Annotated in this window: 19 protein-coding genes and 1 tRNA gene; 13 read left to right on the top strand and 7 right to left on the bottom strand. The window is 69.9% G+C overall.

Annotation, left to right across the window (positions count from 1 at the left end; genetic code table 11):
- From dnaA to AC3WSN_RS00120, 3 genes are all read left to right on the top strand, one after another.
- Window positions 1-1,494: a chromosomal replication initiator protein DnaA gene (gene dnaA / locus AC3WSN_RS00110; RefSeq protein WP_192706833.1), complete on the top strand. Its 1,494-nt coding sequence runs from the start codon at window positions 1-3 to the stop codon at window positions 1,492-1,494.
- 271 nt (window positions 1,495-1,765) lie between these two features.
- Window positions 1,766-2,974 carry an acetyl-CoA C-acetyltransferase gene (locus AC3WSN_RS00115; RefSeq protein WP_492535497.1) on the top strand — a complete coding sequence of 403 codons (1,209 nt, stop codon included), beginning with the start codon at window positions 1,766-1,768 and terminating at the stop codon, window positions 2,972-2,974.
- A gap of 119 nt (window positions 2,975-3,093) precedes the next feature.
- Window positions 3,094-3,594 (top strand): DUF2059 domain-containing protein, encoded by a 501-nt coding sequence (locus AC3WSN_RS00120; RefSeq protein WP_238194502.1) that lies wholly within the window; start codon window positions 3,094-3,096, stop codon window positions 3,592-3,594.
- A gap of 31 nt (window positions 3,595-3,625) precedes the next feature.
- Here the strand turns inward: AC3WSN_RS00120 and AC3WSN_RS00125 are convergent, their stop codons facing one another.
- A complete protein-coding gene (locus AC3WSN_RS00125) occupies window positions 3,626-4,402 on the bottom strand; it encodes an EAL domain-containing protein (protein ID WP_492535499.1) in 777 nt (258 codons plus the stop codon).
- 113 nt (window positions 4,403-4,515) lie between these two features.
- On the opposite strand from AC3WSN_RS00125, the gene AC3WSN_RS00130 reads away from it, so the two are divergent.
- On the top strand, window positions 4,516-6,717 hold the full coding sequence (locus AC3WSN_RS00130) for a 3-hydroxyacyl-CoA dehydrogenase NAD-binding domain-containing protein (protein ID WP_492535501.1): 2,202 nt from the start codon (window positions 4,516-4,518) through the stop codon (window positions 6,715-6,717).
- 2 nt (window positions 6,718-6,719) lie between these two features.
- Here AC3WSN_RS00130 and AC3WSN_RS00135 read toward each other — a convergent pair whose 3' ends face one another.
- A complete protein-coding gene (locus tag AC3WSN_RS00135; RefSeq protein WP_492535502.1) occupies window positions 6,720-7,664 on the bottom strand; it encodes a LysR substrate-binding domain-containing protein in 945 nt (314 codons plus the stop codon).
- Window positions 7,665-7,813: 149 nt separating this feature from the next.
- On the opposite strand from AC3WSN_RS00135, the gene AC3WSN_RS00140 reads away from it, so the two are divergent.
- Window positions 7,814-8,722 carry an amino acid ABC transporter substrate-binding protein gene (locus AC3WSN_RS00140; RefSeq protein WP_492535504.1) on the top strand — a complete coding sequence of 303 codons (909 nt, stop codon included), beginning with the start codon at window positions 7,814-7,816 and terminating at the stop codon, window positions 8,720-8,722.
- A 19-nt stretch (window positions 8,723-8,741) separates the two neighbouring features.
- Window positions 8,742-9,806: a threonine aldolase family protein gene (locus AC3WSN_RS00145; protein WP_492535506.1), complete on the top strand. Its 1,065-nt coding sequence runs from the start codon at window positions 8,742-8,744 to the stop codon at window positions 9,804-9,806.
- A gap of 7 nt (window positions 9,807-9,813) precedes the next feature.
- On the opposite strand, the gene AC3WSN_RS00150 is transcribed toward AC3WSN_RS00145, so the two are convergent.
- From AC3WSN_RS00150 to AC3WSN_RS00160, 3 genes are all read right to left on the bottom strand, one after another.
- Window positions 9,814-10,683, bottom strand: a complete 870-nt coding sequence (locus AC3WSN_RS00150) for a 3'-5' exonuclease (RefSeq protein WP_492535508.1) — start codon at window positions 10,681-10,683, stop codon at window positions 9,814-9,816.
- Between the two features lie 72 nt (window positions 10,684-10,755).
- Window positions 10,756-13,188, bottom strand: coding sequence for an NAD-dependent DNA ligase LigA (gene ligA, locus AC3WSN_RS00155; RefSeq protein WP_492535510.1), 2,433 nt, complete (start codon window positions 13,186-13,188; stop codon window positions 10,756-10,758).
- Window positions 13,189-13,253: 65 nt separating this feature from the next.
- The gene (locus tag AC3WSN_RS00160) at window positions 13,254-14,549 is read right to left on the bottom strand and encodes an MFS transporter (protein ID WP_492535512.1); all 1,296 of its coding nucleotides are present in this window, start codon (window positions 14,547-14,549) and stop codon (window positions 13,254-13,256) included.
- 129 nt (window positions 14,550-14,678) lie between these two features.
- Between AC3WSN_RS00160 and AC3WSN_RS00165 the strand changes: the two genes are divergently transcribed.
- The 3 genes from AC3WSN_RS00165 (at window position 14,679) to AC3WSN_RS00175 (ending at window position 16,635) form a co-directional block, all read left to right on the top strand.
- A complete protein-coding gene (locus AC3WSN_RS00165; protein WP_492535513.1) occupies window positions 14,679-15,377 on the top strand; it encodes a 4'-phosphopantetheinyl transferase family protein in 699 nt (232 codons plus the stop codon).
- Between the two features lie 84 nt (window positions 15,378-15,461).
- Window positions 15,462-15,538, top strand: a tRNA-Pro gene (locus tag AC3WSN_RS00170).
- A gap of 23 nt (window positions 15,539-15,561) precedes the next feature.
- On the top strand, window positions 15,562-16,635 hold the full coding sequence (locus tag AC3WSN_RS00175; protein WP_492535515.1) for a hypothetical protein: 1,074 nt from the start codon (window positions 15,562-15,564) through the stop codon (window positions 16,633-16,635).
- A gap of 9 nt (window positions 16,636-16,644) precedes the next feature.
- On the opposite strand, the gene tgt is transcribed toward AC3WSN_RS00175, so the two are convergent.
- The gene (gene tgt / locus AC3WSN_RS00180) at window positions 16,645-17,781 is read right to left on the bottom strand and encodes a tRNA guanosine(34) transglycosylase Tgt (RefSeq protein ID WP_492535517.1); all 1,137 of its coding nucleotides are present in this window, start codon (window positions 17,779-17,781) and stop codon (window positions 16,645-16,647) included.
- Window positions 17,778-18,842, bottom strand: a complete 1,065-nt coding sequence (queA, locus tag AC3WSN_RS00185) for a tRNA preQ1(34) S-adenosylmethionine ribosyltransferase-isomerase QueA (RefSeq protein ID WP_492535518.1) — start codon at window positions 18,840-18,842, stop codon at window positions 17,778-17,780. The genes tgt and queA overlap by 4 nt, the downstream gene beginning before the upstream one ends.
- 98 nt (window positions 18,843-18,940) lie before the next feature.
- Between queA and AC3WSN_RS00190 the strand changes: the two genes are divergently transcribed.
- From AC3WSN_RS00190 to AC3WSN_RS00205, 4 genes are all read left to right on the top strand, one after another.
- The gene (locus AC3WSN_RS00190; protein WP_192706845.1) at window positions 18,941-19,189 is read left to right on the top strand and encodes a hypothetical protein; all 249 of its coding nucleotides are present in this window, start codon (window positions 18,941-18,943) and stop codon (window positions 19,187-19,189) included.
- A gap of 4 nt (window positions 19,190-19,193) precedes the next feature.
- On the top strand, window positions 19,194-19,415 hold the full coding sequence (locus AC3WSN_RS00195; protein WP_492535520.1) for a hypothetical protein: 222 nt from the start codon (window positions 19,194-19,196) through the stop codon (window positions 19,413-19,415).
- A gap of 97 nt (window positions 19,416-19,512) precedes the next feature.
- The gene (locus AC3WSN_RS00200; protein ID WP_492535521.1) at window positions 19,513-20,400 is read left to right on the top strand and encodes a cation diffusion facilitator family transporter; all 888 of its coding nucleotides are present in this window, start codon (window positions 19,513-19,515) and stop codon (window positions 20,398-20,400) included.
- A gap of 304 nt (window positions 20,401-20,704) precedes the next feature.
- A complete protein-coding gene (locus AC3WSN_RS00205; protein ID WP_492535523.1) occupies window positions 20,705-22,123 on the top strand; it encodes a TadE/TadG family type IV pilus assembly protein in 1,419 nt (472 codons plus the stop codon).
- The last annotated feature ends 34 nt before the right edge of the window (window positions 22,124-22,157 follow it).

The following is a 22,157-nucleotide window of genomic DNA, read 5'->3' on the forward strand; positions in this document are numbered from 1 at the left end:
ATGCGTGTCGACGGAACGGTGGCGAGCGACGACGAGGGTGGCCGCAACGGCGGCGGTACCGATTACGGATCTGCCTGGGCGCGGGTGAAGCGCCGGCTCCGCGCGGAACTCGGCGAGGACGTGTTCGCTAGCTGGTTCGCACGCCTGGAGCTGGAGTCGGTCGCTGGCGGCGCGGCGCGCCTCACCGTGCCGACCCGCTTCCTGAAGAGCTGGATCGAGTCGCACTACCTCGATCGCGTGCTGAACACCTTCAAGGCCGAGGTCGAGGAAATCGCGCGGATCGAGGTCGGTGTGCGCGGGACCGGCGCCCCGGTCCGGCCGGTCACCGCGGGTGCCGCCAAGCCCAATCCGGCCAGCGGGCCGCTCGCGCGCCTCCACGCCGCCGGCGCTCCGATGCCGGTCGCGGCTGTCGCGCCCGCACAGGATGCTCGGAGCGCGGAAGCCGGCGGCGATCTCAGCGGCACCCCCCTCGATAACCGGCTGACCTTCGCGAGCTTCGTGATCGGGCGCTCCAATGCCCTGGCCCATGCCGCCGCCGAGCGCGTGGCCAACCACCAGGGGGAGGGTGCGCTCTACAATCCGCTCTACCTCCATGCCGGTGTCGGCCTGGGCAAGACCCACCTGCTGCACGGCATCGGACATGCTGCCCGCGAAGCCGGACGGCGGGTGATCTACCTGACGGCCGACCGCTTCATGTACGGCTTCGTCAACGCCCTGAAGACCCAGTCGGCGCTGGCCTACAAGGAGCGCCTGCGCGGCATCGACCTGCTGATCCTCGACGACGTGCAGTTCATCCAGGGCAAGTCGATCCAGGCCGAGTTCGGCCACACGATCAACGCGCTGATCGATGCCGGTCGGCAGGTCGTGGTTGCTTCTGACCGGCCCCCGACCGAGCTGGAAGCCCTCGACGAGCGCGTGCGCTCGCGGCTCGGTGGCGGCCTCGTGGTCGAGATCACCGCCCTCGACGAGGCCCTGCGCGTGTCGATCCTGTCGGCGCGTCTGGCCGCCGTGCGGGCTTCGCATCCGGGCTTCGACGTCTCGCCGCAGGTGGCCTCCTACGTGGCCCGCGCGATCACCGCCAACGGCCGCGATCTCGAGGGTGCGGTCAACCGCCTGCTGGCCCACGCGACGCTCACCGGCACCGCGGTGACGATGGAGACCGCCGAGAGCGCGATCCGCGACCTCGTGAAGAACCGCGAGCCGAAGCGCATCAAGATCGAGGACATCCAGAAGCTCGTCGCCTCGCGCTACAACGTCTCGCGGTCGGACATCCTGTCGGAGCGGCGGACGGCCGCCGTCGTCAAGCCGCGCCAGATCGCCATGTATCTCTCGAAGGTACTGACGCTGCGCTCGCTTCCCGAGATCGGCCGCCGATTCGGCGGGCGTGATCACACCACGGTGCTCCACGCCGTGCGCAAGATCGAGAAGCAGATCGGCGAAGATACGGTTCTGGGCGATGAGGTCGAACTCCTGAAGCGCATGCTTCAGGACTGAAGCAGAACCTGCGTCGCTGGAAGCGATACTTCTCCAGGTCCAGCGACGGTCACGTCCAGGTTCACGCGAGGCGCCGCTCGATCGGTTCTGATCGGCGCGCCGGCCGGACGATCACTTCCAAACGCTCTGCGTTGTTACGCGCTCTCCGCCGGTTCCGACCATTTCGGGGCTGGCCGAGGGCGCGCGCGCCGTGGCAGACTGGCGTGAACCGAGACGGCCCTGTAAGGCCGCGTCGCCGACCGGCGAGAACCGACGCCCCGGGGGAGAGCTGATGACGGACGCCTTCATCTACGACCACGTTCGCACGCCGCGCGGGCGCGGCAAGGCGGACGGCTCCCTCCACGAGGTGACGGCCCTCCGGCTGGCGGAGACCGCCCTGCGCGCCCTCAAGGACCGCAACGGGCTCGACACTGGCCTCGTGGACGACGTGGTCCTGGGCTGCGTCGACCCTGTGGGCGAGGCGGGCGGCGACATCGCCCGCGCCGCGGCCCTGGTGGCCGATTACGGCGCGCATGTTCCGGGCGTGCAGATCAACCGCTTCTGCGCCTCCGGCCTCGACGCGGTGAATTTTGCCGCCGCCCAGGTCATGAGCGGCCAGCACGAGATGGCGGTCGGCGGCGGCGTCGAATCGATGAGCCGCATCGGCATCGGCGCCTCGGGCGGCGCCTGGCCGGTGGATCCGGCGATCGCCATCAAGTCCTACTTCATGCCGCAGGGCGTCTCGGCGGACTTGATCGCCACCAAGTATGGCTTCACCCGCGACGATTGCGACGCCTATGCGGTCCGCTCGCAGGCGCGCTCGGCCAAGTCCTGGGCCGAGGGTCTATTCGGCGGTTCCGTGGTTCCGGTGCGCGACGTGAACGGCATCACGCTGCTCGACCGGGACGAGCACATGCGGCCCGGCACCGACATGCAGTCGCTGGCCGCGCTGAAGGCGTCCTTCGTGCAGATGGGCCAGATGGGCGGCTTCGATGCCGTCGCCACCGACGCGCATCCGGATGTCGAGACGGTGGATCACGTCCACCACGCCGGCAATTCCTCCGGCATCGTCGACGGCGCGGCCGCCGTGCTGATCGGTTCGAAGGCGGCCGGCGAGGCCGCCGGCCTTCGCCCGCGCGCGCGGATTCGCGCCTTCGCCAATATCGGCTCGGACCCGGCCCTGATGCTCACCGGGCCGGTGGACGTTACCCGCAAGGTCCTGGCGAAGTCCGGGCTGAGCCTGTCCGACATCGACCTGTTCGAGGTCAACGAGGCCTTCGCCGCCGTCGTGCTGCGATTCTGCCAGGCGTTCGACCTCGATCCTGAGGCGGTCAACGTCAACGGCGGCGCCATCGCCCTGGGCCATCCGCTCGGTGCGACGGGAGCGATGATCCTCGGCACGGCTTTGGATGAGCTGGAGCGGACCGGCAAGGAACGCGCGCTCATCACGCTCTGCATCGGCGCCGGCATGGGCACCGCCACGATCATCGAGCGGGTCTGAGGCACGCCCACATGGGAGCGGCGTGCCGCCGCTCCCCAAAGTCCGGGAACGCTGCTAGAGGCGCGGGCGACGATCGGCCCGTACCGGGGCCGGACGATAAATCGATGGGAGACAAGCCCTTGAACCGCCTGATCGCGACGCTCTGCCTGGGCGTCACACTGAGCCTGCCGCTCGCCGCCCGCGCCGACGAGGCCGCGGACCGCGTCGCCGCGGCCACGACCCTCGTCAACAAGACCCTGATCAAGAATCTTCAGACGGGGTTCAACGTCGCCCTGGAAAAGACCGTCGCGCCGATGCCGGAAGCCCGCGCCGAGGCGGTCCGCAAGGAACTGACGGCCGAGTTCGAGAAGCAGCGCGGCATCATGATCGAGGGGCTGTCGAAGGACTACGCCGAGAAGTTCAGCCTCGCCGAGCTGAAGCATCTCGACGAGATCTACTCCGACCCGACCTATCTCAAGTTCCAGACGATGAACGCCGACCCGAACTCGTCGGTGACGGCGATCTCGCAGAACTCGGTCACCAAGCTGCTCAACATGCTGGCCGTGGCCTCAGCGACCGACAATTCGCCGCAGCCGGGTCAGCCGCCTGTGCCGCCCGCCGCGGCGCCGGCTCAGAAGTAAGACAATGCCGGCCGCGCGCGCCCCGTTGGCCTCAGGCCGCGCGCGCGGCCGTCGGGGCGAAGCCCGCGACCGGCGGCAGCTCCTCCAGCAGAGGCTTGGCGAAGTGGTAGCCTTGTACGAGCGTGATCCCGAGGCCGCGCAGGGCATCGAGTTCCGCCGCGGTCTCGACACCCTCGGCCAGCACCGTCACGCCCAGGGCCCGGGCGATCGCGACCACGCCGGAGACGATCGCGTGGCGGCCGGCATCGGCGTCGAGGCCGCGGAGCAGGTCCATGTCGATCTTGATCAGGTCGGGGCGGAAATTCGCCAGGAGGCTCAGACCCGCGAAGCCGGCGCCGAAATCGTCGAGCGCGGTAAGAAACCCCTGCTTCCGGTAGGCGGCGACGATGCGCTTCACGTGGTCGATGTCGCGGAAGCGCTCCTGCTCGGTGAACTCGAACATGATGCGCTGGTGTGCGAAGTCGACCCGGCGTGCGGCGTCCAGGGACGCGCGGATGCAGGCATTCGGCTCGTAGACGGCGTTCGGCATGAAGTTGATCGACAGCCGCGTGCCGCTATCGCGGGGGAACAGGCGACCGGCGAGTTCGATCGCCTTGACGCGGGCGGCCTGGTCGAACTGGTAGCGGGTCTCATCGGTCACGCGATCGAGGATCGTGTAGGCCGGCTCGCCGTTCGGCCCCCGCACCAGCGCCTCGTAGGCCCAGACCGACCCGTCCGCCAGATCGAGGATCGGCTGGAAAGCCATCGTGAAGTCGAAGCCGAGTTTGGTTCCGGCGCGGCAGGCGCGGCATCCGATATCGTTCGTCATAGGCGGCGTCCGTCGGTACTCCCCGGCCCGCTGACTCTGGACGTGCGCGCTCTACACAACCTTAACGTGGCCGCGTTGGTATCCCGCTGACGCATTCCTGGGAGGACGGCACCGTGACGCTGACCGATTTCCGTTTCGAGACCGATCCCGACGGCATCGCTCTGGCGACCTGGGACATGCCCGGCCGTTCGATGAACGTGATCACCGAGGGGGTGATGGACCAGCTCGAGCAGATCATCGAGCAGGTTGCGTCCGATCCGGCGATCAAGGGCTGCGTCATCGCCACCGGCAAGGACAATTTCTCCGGCGGCGCCGACCTCACCATGCTGCAGGGCCTCGGCCGGGCCTACGAGCAGCTGAAGGCCGAGCAGGGCGAGGAGGTGGCGATGCGCCACTTCTTCGAGGCGTCCCGGCGGCTCTCGCTGCTGTTCCGCCGCCTCGAGACCTGCGGCAAGCCCTTCGCGGCGGCGATCCAGGGCCTGTGCCTGGGCGGTGCCTTCGAGCTGGCGCTGTCGTGCCACCACCGGGTCGCCTCCGACGACGGGAAGACACGGGTCGGCCTGCCGGAGATCAAGGTCGGCCTGTTCCCGGGCGGCGGCGGCACGCAGCGCGTCGCGCGGCTCATGCAGACCGGCGACGCGCTGCAGATGCTGTTCAAGGGCGAGCAGATCCGCGCGCCCATGGCGAAGGGCATGGGGCTGATCCACGCCGTGGCGCCGCAGGCGGAGATCGTCGAGCGGGCCAAGGCATGGATCCGCGAGGGCGGTTCGGCGGTGGCCCCGTGGGACGTGCCGAAGTTCAAGGCGCCCTCCGGGAAGGTCTACTCGCCCGCCGGCATGATGATCTGGCCGCCGGCCAACGCGATCTACCGGCGCGAGACGCACGACAATTATCCGGCCGCCAAGGCGATCCTGGCCTCCGTGTACGAGGGCCTGCAGCTGCCGATGGATCTCGGCCTGCGGGTCGAGAGCCGCTACTTCGCCCACATCCTGCGCTCGACCGAGGCGGCGGCGATGATCCGCACGCTGTTCATCTCGATGGGCGAGCTGAACAAGGGCGCGCGCCGTCCGAAGGACGTGCCGGCCACGAACCTCCGCCGCGTCGGCGTGATCGGCGCCGGCTTCATGGGCGCGGGCGTTGCCTACGTGACGGCTCAGGCCGGCATCGAGGTGGTGCTGGTCGATCAGTCGGTGGAGGCCGCCGAGAAGGGCAAGGCCTACGCCCACACGCTCATCACCGGCCAGATCAACAAGGGCCGCGCCAAGACCGCCGACCGCGACGCGCTGCTCGGCCGCATCACTGCAACGGCGGATTACAACGCGCTGGCGGAGTGCGACCTCGTGGTCGAGGCGGTGTTCGAAGATCCCAAGGTCAAGGCCGAGGTGATCCAGAAGGTCGAGGCGGTCATCCGTCCCGACGCGATCTTCGCGTCCAACACCTCGACCCTGCCGATCACCGGGCTGGCCAAGAGCTCGCAGCGACCGGCGCAGTTCGTCGGCATCCATTTCTTCTCGCCCGTCGAGAAGATGATGCTGGTCGAGATCATCAAGGGCGCGGCGACCGGAGACGCGGCGCTGGCCACGGCCCTCGACTACGTGCGCCTGATCAAGAAGACCCCGATCGTCGTGAACGACGCCCGCGGCTTCTTCGCCAACCGCTGCGTCGGCGCCTACATCCTCGAAGGCCACAAGATGCTGGCCGAGGGCGTGCCGCCCGCGATGATCGAGAGTGCCGGGCGTCAGGCCGGCATGCCGGTCGGTCCGCTCTCGCTCAACGACGAGGTCGCCCTCGATCTCGTCCTCAAGATCGCCAAGGCCACCGAGGCGCAGGTGGGGCAGGGCGCCGTCGATCCTGCCCAGAAGGCGATCCTGTCCGAGATGGTCGAGCACCAGGGCCGGCTCGGCCGGAAGAACCGCAAGGGCTTCTACGACTATCCCGAGGGCGCGCCAAAGCGTCTCTGGCCTGGCTTGAAGGACCTGCAGCCCAACCGGCTCGATCCGGAGGCGGTCGACTTAACCGAGCTCAAGCAGCGGCTGCTGGTGGTGCAGGCGCTGGAAGCCGCCCGCACGGTGGGTGAGGGCGTGGTGACCGATCCGCGCGAGGCCGATGTCGGCTCGATCCTCGGCTTCGGCTTCGCGCCGTTCACCGGGGGCGCCCTGTCGTACATCGATTTCATGGGCACGGCGGCCTTCGTCGATCTCGCCCGCCAGCTCGAGGCAAAGCACGGCCCCCGCTTCCACGTTCCGGACAACTTGTCCGCGATGGCCGAGCGGGGCGGTACATTCTACGCGGAAGCCGATCGGCGCGCCGCGTAAGATCACTCTGCCGGACGCTCGGACGGCGCGTCCGGCAGATGCGCAAGCTCCTCCAAGAGGACACCGCGCGCGCAGGCGCCGAAGGCCCGCATGAGCCGTCCACGGGCGTGGTCGGGTGGGAACAGCAGGGCAAAGCGCACCGGTAGTGCCGGGAGGAAGGGCCGGATCGCGATCGGCGAGACCTTGGCCTCCTCGTGGGCGGCCAGCGGATTCATCACGCTGAAGCCGAGGCCCGCCGAGACCAGCGTGCAGATTGAGGCGCCAAGCCCCGCCTCCGCGGTGACCATCAGGGGGATGCCGGCCTGGGCGAAGACCGCCTCGGTGCTGCTCCGCAATGCGCTTCCGAGCGGAGACGCCACAAACGGCACGCCGCGAAGGTCCGCCGGTTCCAGCATTGTGCGGGCGGCGAGCGGATGGTCCTGCGGCAGAATGGCGACGCAGGCGCGCGTCTCGACATGATCGAGCCGTGCATCCGTAACTTCGCCGTACAGCATGGTCAGTGCGGCATCACAGAATCCGCTTGCGATCCAGCCATTCACGGTCTCGTCGTCGCCGGAATGGATCGCCACGATCACGTCCGGATGCTTCGATCTGAACCGGACCACGGCACGGGCGAGCAAGCCCCCCGCGAGGCGGGGCATCGCGGCGACCCGCAGGCGCTCGGCGCCGAAGGCGCGGATCCGCGCCGCCGCCGTCTCCAGACTGCTCAGCCCCACGAAGGCACGCTCGACCTCGGCGTGGAAGCGGGTTCCGTCGAGAGAGGGAATGACGCGGCCGCCGCTGCGATCGAACAGGGGCAGTGCCGTGATCGCCTCCAGCTGCCCGATCAGGCGGCTGATTTGCGGCTGCGAGGTGTGGAGGCGCCGCGCTGCCTCGGTCATCGAGCCCGACGCCACCACGGCGCGGAATGCCTCGATGTGCCGGAAGGTCAGGCGTCGTTCGGCCATATCAGATCCGTATGGCCCTCAGATGAATCGGAATTGGACGCCGTCTTGGCCAAGCCCTTAGGATCACACGGCAAAGCTTCGAGCCGGGCGCGCGTCATCGTGGGGCTCAAGCACCGAGGTCCGACGGATTATCGAAGGGGGCACGGATCATGTCGAGGACGTTTTCGTTCGTGATCGCAGCCTTGTGCTGCGTCGGGATCACCGCGCCCGTCTCGGCGGAGGGGCGCCTCGACAAGATCCGGTCAACCGGCCAGATCAGCCTCGGCTTTCCTGATGCGTCTCCGCCCTTCGGCTTCCTCGACCAGAACGCCAAGCCGGTCGGTTATTCACTGGAGATATGCGAGCACGTTGCCGAGAAGCTGAAGGCGGCTCTCGGGCTGACCAAGATCGACATCCGCCATGTGCCGGTCATGTCGGCGACGCGGATTCCGCTTATCAACAATGGGACGATCGATCTGGAATGCGGCACCGCCAGCAACCTGCCGGAGCGGCACAAGCTGGTCTCCTTCGCGCCGACCACGTTCGTGGCGCAGGTGGTGCTGGTGGCCAAGAAGGACGCGCCGGTGGACGTCGACGACATCGCCACGTTCCGCCGCAAGGCGATCTCGGCGCAGGCCGGTGGCGAGACCCAGCGGGTCGCGACCCGCATCAACGTCCGCGACAAGCTCGACATCCAGGTGATGCCCGCCAAGGACACCGCGGAGGTGTTCCTGCTGGTGGAGACCGGCCGCGCAGCCGGAGCGATCAATGACGACGCGTTGGCCCACGCGACCGTCGCCGGGGCCAAGCGCCCGGGAGACTACAAGATCGGCACCAAGGGTCTCGAATTCGCCCCCTACGGAATCCTCGAACCCAGGGATGACGCGCCTTTCAAGGCGGCGGTCGACAAGGCGGTGGTCGAGCTGATCCAGGACGGCACGGTGGCGCGGCTCTACGCGCGGTATTTCGAGCATCCCATCCCGCCGAGGGGCATCAATCTCGAGCTGCCGATGAGCGACGTCCTCAAGCGCGCCCTGGCCAATCCGACCGATTCCGGCGACGAGGCCGCTTACCGGTAGACGCGACACGGGCGAACCCATGAAGCGCGACGAATTCAGCAGCGACGCCGCATCGCCGGCCTCGGTCGACTTGCGCAGCGACACGGTCACCCGACCGACCGAGGCCATGTACGCGCAGATGCGCGCCGCGCCTCTGGGCGACGACGGACTCGACGGCGATCCGACCGCGCGTGCGCTGGAGGAGACCGCCGCGGCAATTCTCGGCAAGGAGGCCGGCTTGTTCGTGCCGAGCTGCACCATGGGCAACCTGCTGGCGATCCTGGCCCAGGTCCAGCGCAGCGAGCAGATCCTGCTGGAAGCGCAGGCACACATGATCAACACCGAGCGCGGCGCCGCCACACTTACGGGCGCTTTCCTGCTCGGCATTGCCGGCACGGACGGCGCCATGGACCTCAATCAGCTGGAGGACGCCCTTCGTCCGGCTGCGAGCCCGCTCCGGACCGGCATGATCGCCCTGGAGACCTCACACAACGCCGCTGGCGGTGCCGTCCTGCCGCTTGCCCATATGGCGGCCGTATCCAGCCTCGCCCGGGCGCGCGGCATCCCGGTCCATCTCGACGGGGCGCGTCTGTTCAACGCCGCCGCGCATCTCGGCATCGCGCCTGCCGAAGTCTCTGCCTGTGTCGATACGATCTCGCTCTGCCTCTCGAAAGGATTGAGCGCGCCTGTCGGTGCGGTCCTGGCGGGGAGCGAGCCGGTGATCGCGGCGGCGCGGCGCCTCCGCAAGATGATCGGCGGCACGCAGCGGCAGGTCGGGGTCGTGGCGGCTGCGGGCCTCGAAGCTCTCACCGCCATGGGCTCGCGTCTCACCGAGGACCATGAACGCGCGCGGCAGCTCAGCGATGGTCTGAACGCGCTGAGACCTCTCCTGTCGGCCAACAACCCCCAGACCAACATCGTGCAGGTCAACCTCGCTGCGACAGGGCGCGGCAGCGCGCGTTGGGTCGACGATCTCGAGACTGCCGGGGTCCGAACCCGGCCGCTGGGCGAGGCTCGCCTGCGGCTGGTCACGCACCGGCACATCACCGCCGCCGACATCGAACGCGCGATCGCGGCTTTTCGAACCTGCCTTGAGGCGGCTTGACCGCGCTTCAGGCCACCCCGACGGCGCGGGCCCTCGCGCCGAGCATGCGTGCCAGGAGCGCCACGTCGGAGGCGTTGTCGGAGAGAAGATCGGTGATGTCGCCGACTTCCAGCGCCTTCACGTGGCGGCAGCGCATGCCGTAGCGACCGGCCGTGCAGGTGCAGCGCAGCTGCGGACCGCCCGGTCGCTCCTCGAACGCGACGTGGTAGCGGTTGCCGGTCGAGCCCCGCATGGTGAAGTTCAGCGCCGCGGACGCTGCCGGGAAGGCCGCCATAGCCCGCCCACTGATCCCTCCGGGGTCACGGCTGGGCCGGGCAGGGCCACCCGTCGCCCGCGTGATCGGCAGGCCGATGGCGGCCGCGAGGCCGTGGACATCCGCCGCCTCCCTCTCGCGCATCGCGGCGAGGGCGATCTCCGCGCAGGCATAGGCATCCTCGCCGGCATCATGATGCTCGAAGCGGATGCCGAGGCGTCGCGCCACCTTGCCGAGGCCGCAGCCTTCCGGCGCCGGAAAGACCCGGCGCGCGACCTGGACCGTGCAGAGATACGAGAGATCCGGCACCGGCAGCCCGGCCCGGGCGAGCCCGGCGCGCAGGACGCCAATGTCGAAGCTCGCATTGTGGGCGAGGATGAGCCCGCGGGCGAGGTCATCGAGGTACGGCGCCATCACGGCGCCGAAGCCCGGCTTGTCGGCGACGTTCGCCGGCAAAATCCCGTGGACCCGGATGTTGCCGGGCGCGAAGCGCATCTCGGGCGGGCGGATCAGGTGGCTCTCGCGGCGGATCACCCGGCCGTCCGCGATCCAGGCGAGCCCGACCGCGCAGGCGCTGTCACGCCGCTCGTTGGCCGTCTCGAAGTCGAGGGCCAGGACCGTCATCGCGGGTGAACCATGGCGGGCAGGAGTTCTCGGGGTGTTCCCCAAGCGGTCTAGGCTGCCGAGACTCCGGCTTCAACCCTGCGCCACCATCCCGAGCCAATCGTCTTCCGAGACCACCCGCACACCGTGCTTCTGGGCGTCCTTCAGCTTCGACCCGGCTCCCGGACCCGCGACGACGAGATCGGTCTTGGCCGAGACCGAGCCGGAGACCTTGGCGCCGAGGCGCTCGGCCACTGCCTTGGCCTCGTTGCGGGTCATCTTCTCCAACGTGCCGGTGAAGACGACGGTCTTGCCCGCGAAGGCGGATGCCGAAGCGGCCTGCTCCATCGGCTCGACCTGGACGGCGTCGAGCAGCGCCGAGACGGCGTCGGCGTTGTGCGGCTCGGCAAAGAACAGGAGCAGCGCGTCGGTGGCGACCGGGCCGATCTCGCCGTCATCGGCGAAGACCCTGTAGGCGTCCCCGGGCCGCTGCTCGGCAGCCCGGGCGATCGCCGCGCGCACGGCGTCGGCGTCGCCGTAATGGGCGAGCAGATTCTCGCGCTGCACGGTGCTGAGGCGGGCGCGCTCCTTGGCCGGCGTCGCGCCGTCCTCGGGGTAGCCGAGATCGAGCAGGCGGTCCCGGGTCGTGCCCCCGACCCGCGGGACGGCCGTTAGCTCGACCCAGTCGGGGCCCGGCTGTGCGGCCGATGCCGCGCGGATCGCCGCAATCAGCGCCGGCATGTCCGAAAAGCGCTTGGCCAAAGCCTTGGCGGTCGCCTCGCCGATCTGCGGGATGCCGAGGGCGAAGAGCAGGCGATTCATCGGGACCTGGCGGCGCGCCTCGACCCCGGCGAGCAGGTTCTTGATCGCCTTGTCTTCCTCCTCGCCTTTCTTCTTGGAAGCCTTCTTGGGCGGCTCGGCCGTGCCGGATTCCGCCCGCCGCTCGGCCGACAGCGCCTCGCGCCGCGCCACGATGGCGGCCTTCAGCTTCTCGAAATCGAGCCGGAACAGGTCGGCCGGCTGGCGCACGAGCCCCGCCTCGAACAGGACTTCGATATAGGTCTCGCCGAAACCCTCGATGTCGAAGCCGTTGCGCGACACGAAGTGCTTCAGACGCTCCACCCCTTGCGCCGGGCAGATCAGTCCGCCGGTGCAGCGGCGTACCGCGTCCGCGCGGCCGGTGCGCGGGTTGATCGCGCGCACCGCGCGGCTGCCGCAGGCCGGGCAAGTCTCCGGGAAGGCGTAGGGCTGCGAATCCGCCGGGCGCTTGGTGAGATCGACATCCATCACCTTCGGGATGACGTCGCCGGCGCGGACCACCGTCACGGTGTCGCCGACCCGGATGTCGCGGCCGTCGCGGATCGGCTCGCCGTCGGCGCCGACGCCCTTCACGTAGCCCTCGTTGTGCAGGGTCGCGTTGGACACGACCACGCCGCCGACGGTCACCGGCCTCAGCTTGGCCAGCGGGTTCAGCGAGCCGGTCCGGCCGACATTGATGACGATGTCCTCGACGCCGGTCGTCGCCTCCTGTGCGGCGAATTTGTGCGCAAGCGCCCAGCGCGGCGAGCGCGAGACGAAGCCGAGCCGCTTCTGGAGCGCGAGGTCGTCGACCTTGTAGACGACGCCGTCGATGTCGTAGCCGAGCCCGGCCCGGTCCGCCTCGATCCGTCGGTAATGCGCGAGCATCGCCGCGGTGTCGGTGAAGGTCTCGGTGAGCGGGTTTACCGGCAGGCCCCAGGACGCGAAGCGCTGCAGGGCGCCGGACTGCGTCTCCGCGATCGGCGCCGAGAGCTCGCCCCAGGCATAGGCGAAGAACTTGAGCGGCCGGGACGCGGTGATCCCCGGATCGAGCTGGCGCAGGCTGCCGGCGGCGGCGTTGCGCGGATTGGCGAAGAGCGGCTTGCCGGCCGCCTCCTGACGGGCGTTGATGGCGGCGAAGTCGGCGTGGGACAGATAGACCTCGCCGCGCACCTCACAGATTTCCGGCCATCCGGACCCGGCGAGCGCCGCCGGGATGTCCTGCACGGTGCGGGCATTGGCGGTGACATTCTCGCCGACCTCGCCGTCGCCGCGGGTCGCCGCCGTGTCGAGGCGGCCGTTGACGTAGCGCAGCGACAGGGACAGGCCGTCGATCTTGGGCTCGGCCGTGAAGGCGAGGGGCGTTTCGTCGGGCCAGCCGAGGAAGCGGCGCACGCGGGCGACGAACTCGGCCACCTCGGCGTCGTCGAAGGCATTGCCCAGCGACAGCATCGGCACCGCGTGCCGCACCTTGGCGAACTTCTCTGACGGCTTGGCGCCGACCGAGGTGCTGGCCGCGCCCGTCCCGGCAAGGTCCGGAAAGCGGGTCTCGATGTCCTCCAGCCGCCGGCGCAGGCGATCGTACTCCGCGTCCGAGATCTCGGGCGCGTCCTCCTGATAGTAGAGCCGGTCGGCCTCCAGGATCGCCTCGGACAGGCGCGCATGCTCGGCGCGCGCCTCCTCGGCGGTCAGGTCGAGATCGGGCGTTTCGGATTTCACGGCGGCCATGGTGGGCTTCTAACGCATCGCGAGCCGGCCGGGAGCCGGTCTCGGGCCGGCATCCCCGGTTTCCCTCACCCGCGGGGGCCGAGCAGATCGCCGCGGCCGACCATCCGGGCCGCGGCCAGGAACACACCGGCCACGAGGGCGGCCACGGCCGAAAGCGACAGGACCGGGGCGAGCCAGCCGGCGAGCGCCGTCCCGGCAACCGAGCCCAGATTCATCGCCGCCATGTAGACCTCGAACTGCGTGGCCGCCCCCGCGCGTCCGCGGCTGGCCTGCAGCAAGGCCGGCATCAGCGCGACGATCAGCAGACCCGGCAGCATGTTGGTGAGCGCGAGGATCACCGGCCCGGCCGGTCCGTCGAGCCCCGCACCGATCAGGGCCGCGGCCAGCGCGAAGGCTCCGGCGCTGGCGAGCAGCAGGGCGCGCAGCGGCCGCACCGCGCCGGCCCTGTCCGCCCACAGGCCGATCGCCAGCGCGCCGGCCGTGCCGCTCGCCAGCGCCAGCCCCGCCTGAAGACGCGAGAGGGCGGCGGGATCCCAGCCCTGGCGTTGGAGCAGATCGACCGAGAAGGGCAGCTCGAACAGGCCGAGCGCCCCGTCCAGCCCGAAGCAGAGGGCGAGGAGCCGCAAGGCCCTGGGCCGCCCCAGGGCCACGCCGAGCCGGCGCAGGAAGCGACGGAAGGGCAGGCGCCGCGGCGGCGGCCCGCGCCGGCCCGGGGCGGCGAACGCGTCGTTGGGCGCCTCGCGGATCAGCAGCATCGGCAGGCTCGCCAGGACGGCGGCGGCGAGCAGCCAGCGCGCGCTCGCGACGAGCCCCTCTGCGGCGAGCATCCAGGAGAAGATCGCGGCGCTGAGGCTGGTGCCGGCCACAAATCCGGCCCGCGTGCAGGCGCTGACCCGGCCGAGTTCCAGAGCCGGAACATGGTCCATGATCATGCGGTCACAGGCGGTATCGAGGAGCGAGGCGAACAGGCTGTGCGCCAGGAAGATCAACCCCAGCAGGCCGACCTGATCGGGTCGCGCCAGGAGAAGAAGCGCGAGCGCCGCGTGGGCGCCCAGGATCGCCACAACGGCGAAGGTGCGCCGCCGCCCCATCCGGAAATCGCCGGCGCGGTCGATCACCGGTCCCCAGAGGATTGGCTGCAGGGTCCAGGGCAGGCCGGCGAGGGCGAAGTGGAAGCCGACCTCCGCCGCCGAGACACCGCGCGCCGCCAGGTGGTTGGCCAGCGCGGTCAGCGAGAAGCCGGCGATCAGCCCCTGATACAGGTAGGTCGCGAAGAAGACGCCGTAGCGGGCGCGGCGTGTCGCCAGGCTCGGCAGCGTCCAGGCGGCGCTGCGGATCAGAGCGGCCGTCGGGGTGCTCACGTCCGGCAGCCCTTGCCGGCCCGGCGTAGGACGACGATGCTCCTCATCCCGCTCTCACCGGACGCGTCCCCCCGTGCCGCCTCACTGCAACGACGTTAGCCTCTGCCCACCGCCGCGGCGAGGCGTCGCGTGAGCGCGGCCGCTGTCTGGATCGTCGATCTCGCCGTCTCTCCGGATCAGCTCGACCTGTGCTGGACCGTGCTCGATCCACCGGAGCGTGACCGGGCGGACCGGTTCCTGCGGCCGGTGGACCGGGCGCGCTACGCGGCGAGCCACGCCGCGCTCCGGCTCGTTCTCGCCGGACCGCTCGACTGTGATCCGGCCGAGATCCGGTTCGCGGCCGGCGCGGATGGCAAGCCGGAACTCGCCGGATCGGCCCGGGGAGCCCTCAGTTTCAATCTGTCCCATTCCGGGGAGCGCGCGCTGATCGGCCTCGCGCCCGCGGCCGCGATCGGGGTCGATGTCGAGCTGGTCCGACCGATCCCCGATGCGGGCCAGATCGCGCGGACGCATTTCGCCGCCGACGAGGTGGCCACCTTGATGGCCCTGCCGCCGGACGCGGTCGAGAGCGTGTTCTACGGTCTCTGGACCCGGAAGGAGGCCGTCGTGAAGGCGCACGGCACGGGTCTATCGCTTCCCCTCGACCGCTTCAGCGTCACCCTGCCGCCTGCGCCACCACGCCTGTTGCGCTGGCCGGGTGCGGGCGGCTGGACTCTCGCGGAACTCGACGTCGGCCCCGACTATGCCGCGACGGTCGCGGTCCGGTCGGCCGACGCACAGGTGATGTCGCACCGCCTTCCGGCGGATTGGCCGGAGGATCTGAGTTGAATCCCGCAAGAGTGCGCTTGCGGCCCGGGAAAGGCGCGGCTATACACCCGCTCGCCGGCCCTGGCGGAGACGCAGGACGGCCTTCGGAGTGTAGCGCAGTCTGGTAGCGCACCACGTTCGGGACGTGGGGGTCGCAGGTTCAAATCCTGCCACTCCGACCAAGATTTCCCGCAAGCCTCAGCAGATGGATCAGACCGGCTCTCCTGGGTCGCTGGGTACGCCTGCGCGCGACCCCGCGGCGGCTCGGCCCGCCGACTGGTCCGGTTTCGCCCGCACCCTCGTCGGCTGCGCCGCCCTGCTGGGCGTCGCAGTGGTCGTCCTCATCGCCATGCTCGATCCCTACGGCCTGCGGGCCGCGCCGGGACGGCCGCCAGGGCCGATCATGGACGCCAACCAGCGGCTCTCCTATCCGCAGATTGCCCGCGGCGGCCGGTTCGACGCGGTGGTCTTCGGGACATCGACGGCGCGCCTGCTCGATCCCGCCGCCCTCGACGCCGCGTTCGACGCGCGGTTCGCCAACCTCGCGGTGAACGCCGCGACACCCGACGAGCAGATCCGCCTCGCGAACCTGTTCCTGGCGCACCGGCCTGTGCGGGCAATCCTGTTCGGTCTCGACGTCACATGGTGCGCCGCCGATCCGCCGGCGCGGACCGCCAACGCGTTCCCCGACTGGCTCTACGCGGAGGGCGCGCCGTGGGGCGTGCTGCGGCAGGTGAGCCTGCGTTCCGCCACGGTCGCCGTGCAAGCCGGCCTCGCCCGTCTCGGCCTCGCGCGTCCCCGCATCCGCCGAGACGGCTACGCGGTCTTCACGCCGCCGGAAGACCGCTACGATCCCGAGCGAGCCCGCGTCCATATCCGCGCCGGCGCCGTCGACCCGGCAGCGAGAGCCGACGCGCCGGACGATCCCATGCCAGCCCTTGCACGGCTCGACGCGCTCCTCGGCCGTGTGCCGGCGGAGGCGCTGAAGCTCCTCGCCTTCATGCCGGTGCACGCGGTGGCCCAGGGCGCGCCCGGAACGCCCGCCAGCCGGCGCGAGGCGGCGTGCAAGGCGCGGGTCGCGGCGATCGGCGCCCGCCGCGGCGCGGTGGTTGTGGATTTCCGCCGCGTCTCGCCGCTCACGACCTCAGACGCAAATTACTGGGACGCGCTGCACTACCGGCTGCCGGTGGCCGCCCGGATTGTCGCGGACCTCAAGGCCGCGGCGACGACCGGAGCGGATGATCCGGACGGCGTCTACCGCGTGCTCGCGCATCCCTGACGCGGGCGCTCAGGCGGCGGCGCGCTCGGCCCGTGCCCAGCCCTCGCGTGTGGCGGCGCAGTAATCCGTGTACCGGCCCTCGCGGATCGCCGCCCGGGCGCCTTTCATCAGGTCCTGGTAATAGGCGAGGTTGTTCCAGGTCAGCAGCATCATGCCCAGGATCTCGTTCGACCGGACGAGGTGATGCAGGTAGGCCCGGGAATAGTCCCGCGCCGCCGGACAGGTCGAGGCTTCGTCGAGCGGCGTCGTGTCCTCGGCGTGGCGGGCGTTGCGCAGGTTGACCCGGCCGTGGCGGGTATAGGCGAGGCCGTGACGGCCGGCGCGGGTCGGCATCACGCAGTCGAACATGTCGATGCCGCGGGCGACCGCGCCCAGGATGTCGTCCGGCGTGCCGACGCCCATCAGGTAGCGGGGCTTGGCCTGTGGCAGGTGCGGCTCCACGGTCTCGATCATGGCGAACATCACTTCCTGCGGCTCGCCAACCGCGAGGCCGCCGACCGCGTAGCCCTTCAGGTCGAGGTCGGTCAGGGCGCGGGCGCTCTCGACCCGGAGCGCCGGCACGTCGCCGCCCTGAACGATTCCGAACATCGCCCGGCCCGGCTGCTCGCCGAAGGCGACGCGGCAGCGCTCGGCCCAGCGCAGCGACAGGTGCATGGCCTTCTCGATCGCCGTGTGATCCGCCGGCAGGCGGACGCACTCGTCGAGCTGCATCTGGATGTCGGAGCCCAGCAGGCCCTGGATCTCGATGGAGCGTTCCGGGCTCATGTGATGGGCGGTGCCGTCGATATGCGAGCGGAAGGTGACGCCCTGCTCGTCGATCTTCCGCAGCGCCGACAGCGACATGACCTGGAAGCCGCCGGAATCTGTCAGGATCGGCCGGTCCCAGTTCATGAACCGGTGCAGGCCTCCGAGCCGCGCCATGCGTTCGGGCCCCGGGCGGAGCATCAGGTGATAGGTGTTGCCGAGCACGACGTCGGCGCCGAGCTCGTGGACCTGCCCGGGATACATCGCCTTCACGGTCGCGGCCGTGCCGACCGGCATGAAGGCCGGCGTGCGGATCGTGCCGCGCGGCGTCGCGATCTCGCCGGTGCGGGCCGTGCCGTCCTGCGCCAGCAGGGTGAAGCCGAAGGGAACGGGATCGGTCATGGGGTATCCGCGCCGGGGCTCGGGAAGAGCAGGCTGGCGTCGCCGTAGGAGTAGAACCGGTAGCCGGCCCGGATCGCGTGCGCGTAGGCGGCGCGCATCGTCTCCAGCCCCGAGAAGGCCGAGACCAGCATGAACAGGGTCGAGCGCGGCAGGTGGAAGTTCGTCACCAGGGCATCGATCGCGCGGAAGCGGTAGCCCGGCGTGATGAAGATGTCGGTTGGACCGGAGAACGGCGCGAGCGTGCCGTCCGGCCGGGCGGCGCTTTCCAGCAGACGCAGTGCCGTCGTGCCGACCGCGACGATCCGGCCGCCGTTGGCCCGGGTGGCGTTGAGCGCCTCGGCCGTGGCCGCATCGAGCAGGCCGATTTCGGCATGCATCCGGTGCCCATCGGTATCGTCGGCCTTGACCGGCAGGAAGGTGCCGGCGCCGACATGCAGGGTGACGTGGTGGCGCCGCAGGCCGGCCGCGTCGAGATCCGCCAGGAGCGCCTCCGAGAAATGGAGGCCGGCGGTCGGCGCCGCCACCGCCCCGGGATTCCGAGCGTAAACCGTCTGATAGTCGGTGACGTCGCGCGCGTCGGTGGCGCGCTTGCCGGCGATGTAGGGCGGGAGCGGCAGGGCTCCCGCGACCGCGATGGCGGCGTCCAGGTCCGGGCCGGCCCGATCGAAGGCGAGCACGACCTCGCCGGCCTCGCCCTTCTCAACCACCGTGGCCGTCAGGTCGCCGAAGTGCAGCGCGTCGCCGGGGCTCAGCCGCTTGGCCGGACGCGCGAAGGCACGCCAGCGGTCGGGCGCCTCACGCAGGTGCAGCAGCACCTCGGTCCGCTGACCGGGCGCGCCGGGGCGGGTGCGCACGCCGTTGAGCCGGGCGGGGATCACCCGCGTGTCGTTGAAGACCAGGGCATCGCCGGGCCGCAAGGCGCCGGGCAGGTCGCGCACGAACCGGTCAGCCGGCGCCTCGCCCGGACGCACGATCAGCATCCGCCCGGCATCCCGCGGCTCGGCCGGGCGCAGGGCGATGCTGGTCTCCGGCAGGTCGAAATCGAACAGGTCCACGCGCATCGCCGGCTGCCTGCACCGAACGGCACCCGGTTTCAACCGCGGAACCGGTCCGACGCCCGTCCGTTTCACGCGTCACCGAGACGCGAGACGCTCCCCCCATGCCCTGGTTCGCCGTGCGCCCCCGTGACGAAGCCGATCCTCGGTGGCCTCTGCCCGGGACGGCGGAGATCGTCCTCAAGGCCGAGAATCCGGACGAGGCCCGGGACAAGTTCACGACGGCCTATCCCAGCCAGCCCTTCGGAAGCCCGGCGTCGCCGATGCCCGATGCCGGGGCCGGGAGCTTCCGCAACGATCCGGACGCGCTGCTCGTGTCGGAGACGGGCGAGCCGCCCGCCGAGCGGGGCTAAGGCCATGACGACGGCGGAACGGCCGCGCAGGGTCACCCTGGACGGGCAGCTTCTTGGTTACTGGGAGCGCGAGGCTGCGCGGCTGGACGGTCTGGCCGGGAGCGCGCGCTTTGCGTGGCAGCGCCGTCGTTATCTGCGAAAGGCCGAGGCCGCGCGCGCCAAGGCGCAGGTCAGTCGCGCGCGCGAGGCCGCTCGCGATCCCGCGTTGCGCGACCCAAAGGCTTAGCCGAGGCTAATTTCTATTCGGCAGCGTCGAACCTTTGCCGTGGCCTTGGCCGCCGCTGTTCCCGTATGGGCCCGTCGACACCTGCTCGGCAGATCCCATGGACCGCACCCAGAAAGCCGCCCTGCTCAGTGCCGGTATCGGCGTTGCCGTCACGGCCCTGAAGTTCTACGCCGCGTGGCTCACCGGCAGCCTCGCGCTGTACTCGGACGCGCTGGAGAGCATCATCAACGTGGTTGCGGCGGTCGGCGCCTTCGTGGCCCTGCGGGTCGCCGCGCGTCCAGCCGACGAGGATCACCCCTACGGTCATCACAAGGCCGAGTTCTTCTCCGCGGTGATCGAGGGTGCGCTGATCGTCGTGGCGGCGCTCATGATCCTGCGCGAGGCGTATTTCGGTCTGCTCGCCCCCAAGCCCCTCGACGCGCCGGCCGTGGGTCTGGCGATCAATGTCGGCGCGAGTATCGTCAACGCCGTCTGGGCGGTTGCGCTGATGCGCTGGGGACGCCGGTGGCGTTCCCCGGCCCTCATCGCGGATGCGCGCCATGTCTTCGCCGATGTAATCACGTCCGCCGGGGTTCTCGTCGGCGTCGGTGCCGTCGTGGTTACCGGCTACCCGATCCTCGACCCGGTCGTGGCAGGCCTGGTCGCGCTCAATATCCTGTGGTCGGGCTTCCGTATGGTGCGCGAATCGGTCGACGGTCTGATGGACCGGGCAGCTCCCGCCGAGATGGTGTCGGAGATCCGCGCGCTCATCTCGCGGCACGGGGAGGGGGCGCTGGAAGCCCACGACGTCCGGACCCGGTCGGCCGGTCAGGCGACCTTCATCGATTTCCATCTCGTGGTGCCGGGCGCGATGACGGTCGAGGATTCACACGCCATCTGCGACCGATTGGAATCGGCGCTCGAGACCACGATCCCAGGGGCGGTCGTCACGATCCACGTCGAGCCCGGCGAAGAAGCGAAGGCGCGGGGCCTGCCGGTGCTCTAGCTGTTCCGAAAGGCGCGAGAGCCTGGAGGCAGCGACACGCCGGTCTCGGCGGTCAGTCCAGCGCGCTCGGCGCCAATGGCGCAGGGCCGCTGCCCGAATGGAAGGTCTACGAGTCAGCGGGATCTCTATCGGGCTGGCGTTCCGAGCCTGTGTTGCCACAGCTGGTCGCTCAGAAACAAAATGTTCCCGCCAATTCGACAAATCAGCTCGAGATTCGGCTTTTACAATCTGAACGAAGATAATCTTTACGTATTCGTGTTGTCGTTACGGTGTTCGGGGGAACACAATCGCACATGAGGCCGGTATGGCCAGGCCGCGCTGGATTCCGAAGCGCTCCGTGACCTCCAAAAAACGAATGCGCCGCGCTTGGTCACGACTTGCCGCCGATCGTAGTGGCGCCGTCGCCCTCATCTTCGGACTGGCCGGCACCGTCCTTGTCGGCCTCGTCGGGGGCGGCATCGACTACAGCCGCATGGTCTACCGCCGCAGCCAGATGCAGAATGCCGTCGATGCAGCCGTGCTCGGCGGAGGCAATACGCTGAAGCTTTCCCCCTCGAACGCCACGGCTGTGGCCAGCATTGTCCAGCGTCTCGTCGCGGAAAACGCGCCGTCGCCGCCGGATCGACCGCTCTCCGTGGTGGTCAGCGTCAGCAGCGACAAGACCAGCGTCTCGGCGACCGCAACCGATCAATTCAAATTGGCCTTCGGCGCCTTCGTCGGGCTCAAGGTTGTGCCGATCACCGTGCGCTCAACCGCGACGATCATGGGGAAGATGCGCCTGTGCCTGCTCACGCTGGACCCGGCCGCGGTCGGCAGCCTTCATCTTGAAAAGAACGCCAACCTGTCGGCGACGTCCTGCTCGCTCTACGCGGATTCGAACAATCCGAAGGCCATCCAGGGCGACGACAACGCCATTGCCAAAGCCGACACGATCTGCAGCGTCGGTGGCTCAAACACGAGCCGCGCCAACCTTGCGCCGCCCGTCACGTCGGGATGCCCGGCCATCGCCGACCCGTTGGCCGTGACCGTCAAGGCGCCGGTGCCCGGAAGCTGCGTCACGGTGAGCGCGTCGGCCGGGCCCGGCCCCGGGAAGGGCCCTGGGGGCCCGGCCGCCGGAAACGTCGCCATCACCGCCAGCACGACGCTCGATCCCGGCACCTATTGCGGCGGGCTGCACATCTCCGGATCGGCGAACGTCACGCTGAAGCCAGGCGTCTACATCATCAAGGATGGCCCGCTGATCGTGGACGGCCAAGCGAGTATGACCGGTCAGGATGTCGGCTTCTACTTCATGGGCGACGCCGCCGGCCTGCGCTTCGATGCCAACACGACGATCAGCCTCGCGGCGCCGGTCAGCGGACCGCTCGCGGGCTTCCTGATGACGGAGCAGCCCGGCGTATCCGCGCCGGTGCCACCGCCGCCGGGGCCGGCCGGCTCGCCGCCGTCACCGCCCGGACCGCCGTCCAAACCGCTGCGCGAGTACCGGATTATCAGCAACAATGCCCGCACCATGCTGGGCACGATCTACCTGCCGTCCGGCCGGCTGATCATCGACGGCAGCGCGGCCGTCAGCGACCAGTCCGCCTACACCGTCATCGTGGTGCAGCTGCTGGACCTCTACGACGGGCCGACCCTGTATCTGAATGCCAATTACGACGCGACCAGCGTTCCGGTGCCGAAGGGCGTCGGGCCGGTCAACGGGAAGATCCTGCTGACGCAGTGACGAAACGCGGCGCCCTTCGCGCCGCGTCGTCATC

This window comes from Methylobacterium sp. FW102-HT35C08 (assembly GCF_058790235.1).

Bases quoted from the DNA above. Each gene is read 5' to 3' on its own strand.
- AC3WSN_RS00175 (WP_492535515.1), top strand. From the start codon at position 15,562: ATGGATCAGACCGGCTCTCCTGGGTCGCTGGGTACGCCTGCGCGCGAC.
- ligA (WP_492535510.1), bottom strand. From the start codon at position 13,188: ATGGCCGCCGTGAAATCCGAAACGCCCGATCTCGACCTGACCGCCGAG.
- dnaA (WP_192706833.1), top strand. From the start codon at position 1: ATGCGTGTCGACGGAACGGTGGCGAGCGACGACGAGGGTGGCCGCAAC.
- AC3WSN_RS00135 (WP_492535502.1), bottom strand. From the start codon at position 7,664: ATGGCCGAACGACGCCTGACCTTCCGGCACATCGAGGCATTCCGCGCC.
- AC3WSN_RS00125 (WP_492535499.1), bottom strand. From the start codon at position 4,402: ATGACGAACGATATCGGATGCCGCGCCTGCCGCGCCGGAACCAAACTC.
- queA (WP_492535518.1), bottom strand. From the start codon at position 18,842: ATGCGCGTGGACCTGTTCGATTTCGACCTGCCGGAGACCAGCATCGCC.
- AC3WSN_RS00140 (WP_492535504.1), top strand. From the start codon at position 7,814: ATGTCGAGGACGTTTTCGTTCGTGATCGCAGCCTTGTGCTGCGTCGGG.
- AC3WSN_RS00150 (WP_492535508.1), bottom strand. From the start codon at position 10,683: ATGACGGTCCTGGCCCTCGACTTCGAGACGGCCAACGAGCGGCGTGAC.
- AC3WSN_RS00205 (WP_492535523.1), top strand. From the start codon at position 20,705: ATGGCCAGGCCGCGCTGGATTCCGAAGCGCTCCGTGACCTCCAAAAAA.
- AC3WSN_RS00145 (WP_492535506.1), top strand. From the start codon at position 8,742: ATGAAGCGCGACGAATTCAGCAGCGACGCCGCATCGCCGGCCTCGGTC.
- tgt (WP_492535517.1), bottom strand. From the start codon at position 17,781: ATGACCGATCCCGTTCCCTTCGGCTTCACCCTGCTGGCGCAGGACGGC.
- AC3WSN_RS00190 (WP_192706845.1), top strand. From the start codon at position 18,941: ATGCCCTGGTTCGCCGTGCGCCCCCGTGACGAAGCCGATCCTCGGTGG.
- AC3WSN_RS00200 (WP_492535521.1), top strand. From the start codon at position 19,513: ATGGACCGCACCCAGAAAGCCGCCCTGCTCAGTGCCGGTATCGGCGTT.
- AC3WSN_RS00195 (WP_492535520.1), top strand. From the start codon at position 19,194: ATGACGACGGCGGAACGGCCGCGCAGGGTCACCCTGGACGGGCAGCTT.
- AC3WSN_RS00115 (WP_492535497.1), top strand. From the start codon at position 1,766: ATGACGGACGCCTTCATCTACGACCACGTTCGCACGCCGCGCGGGCGC.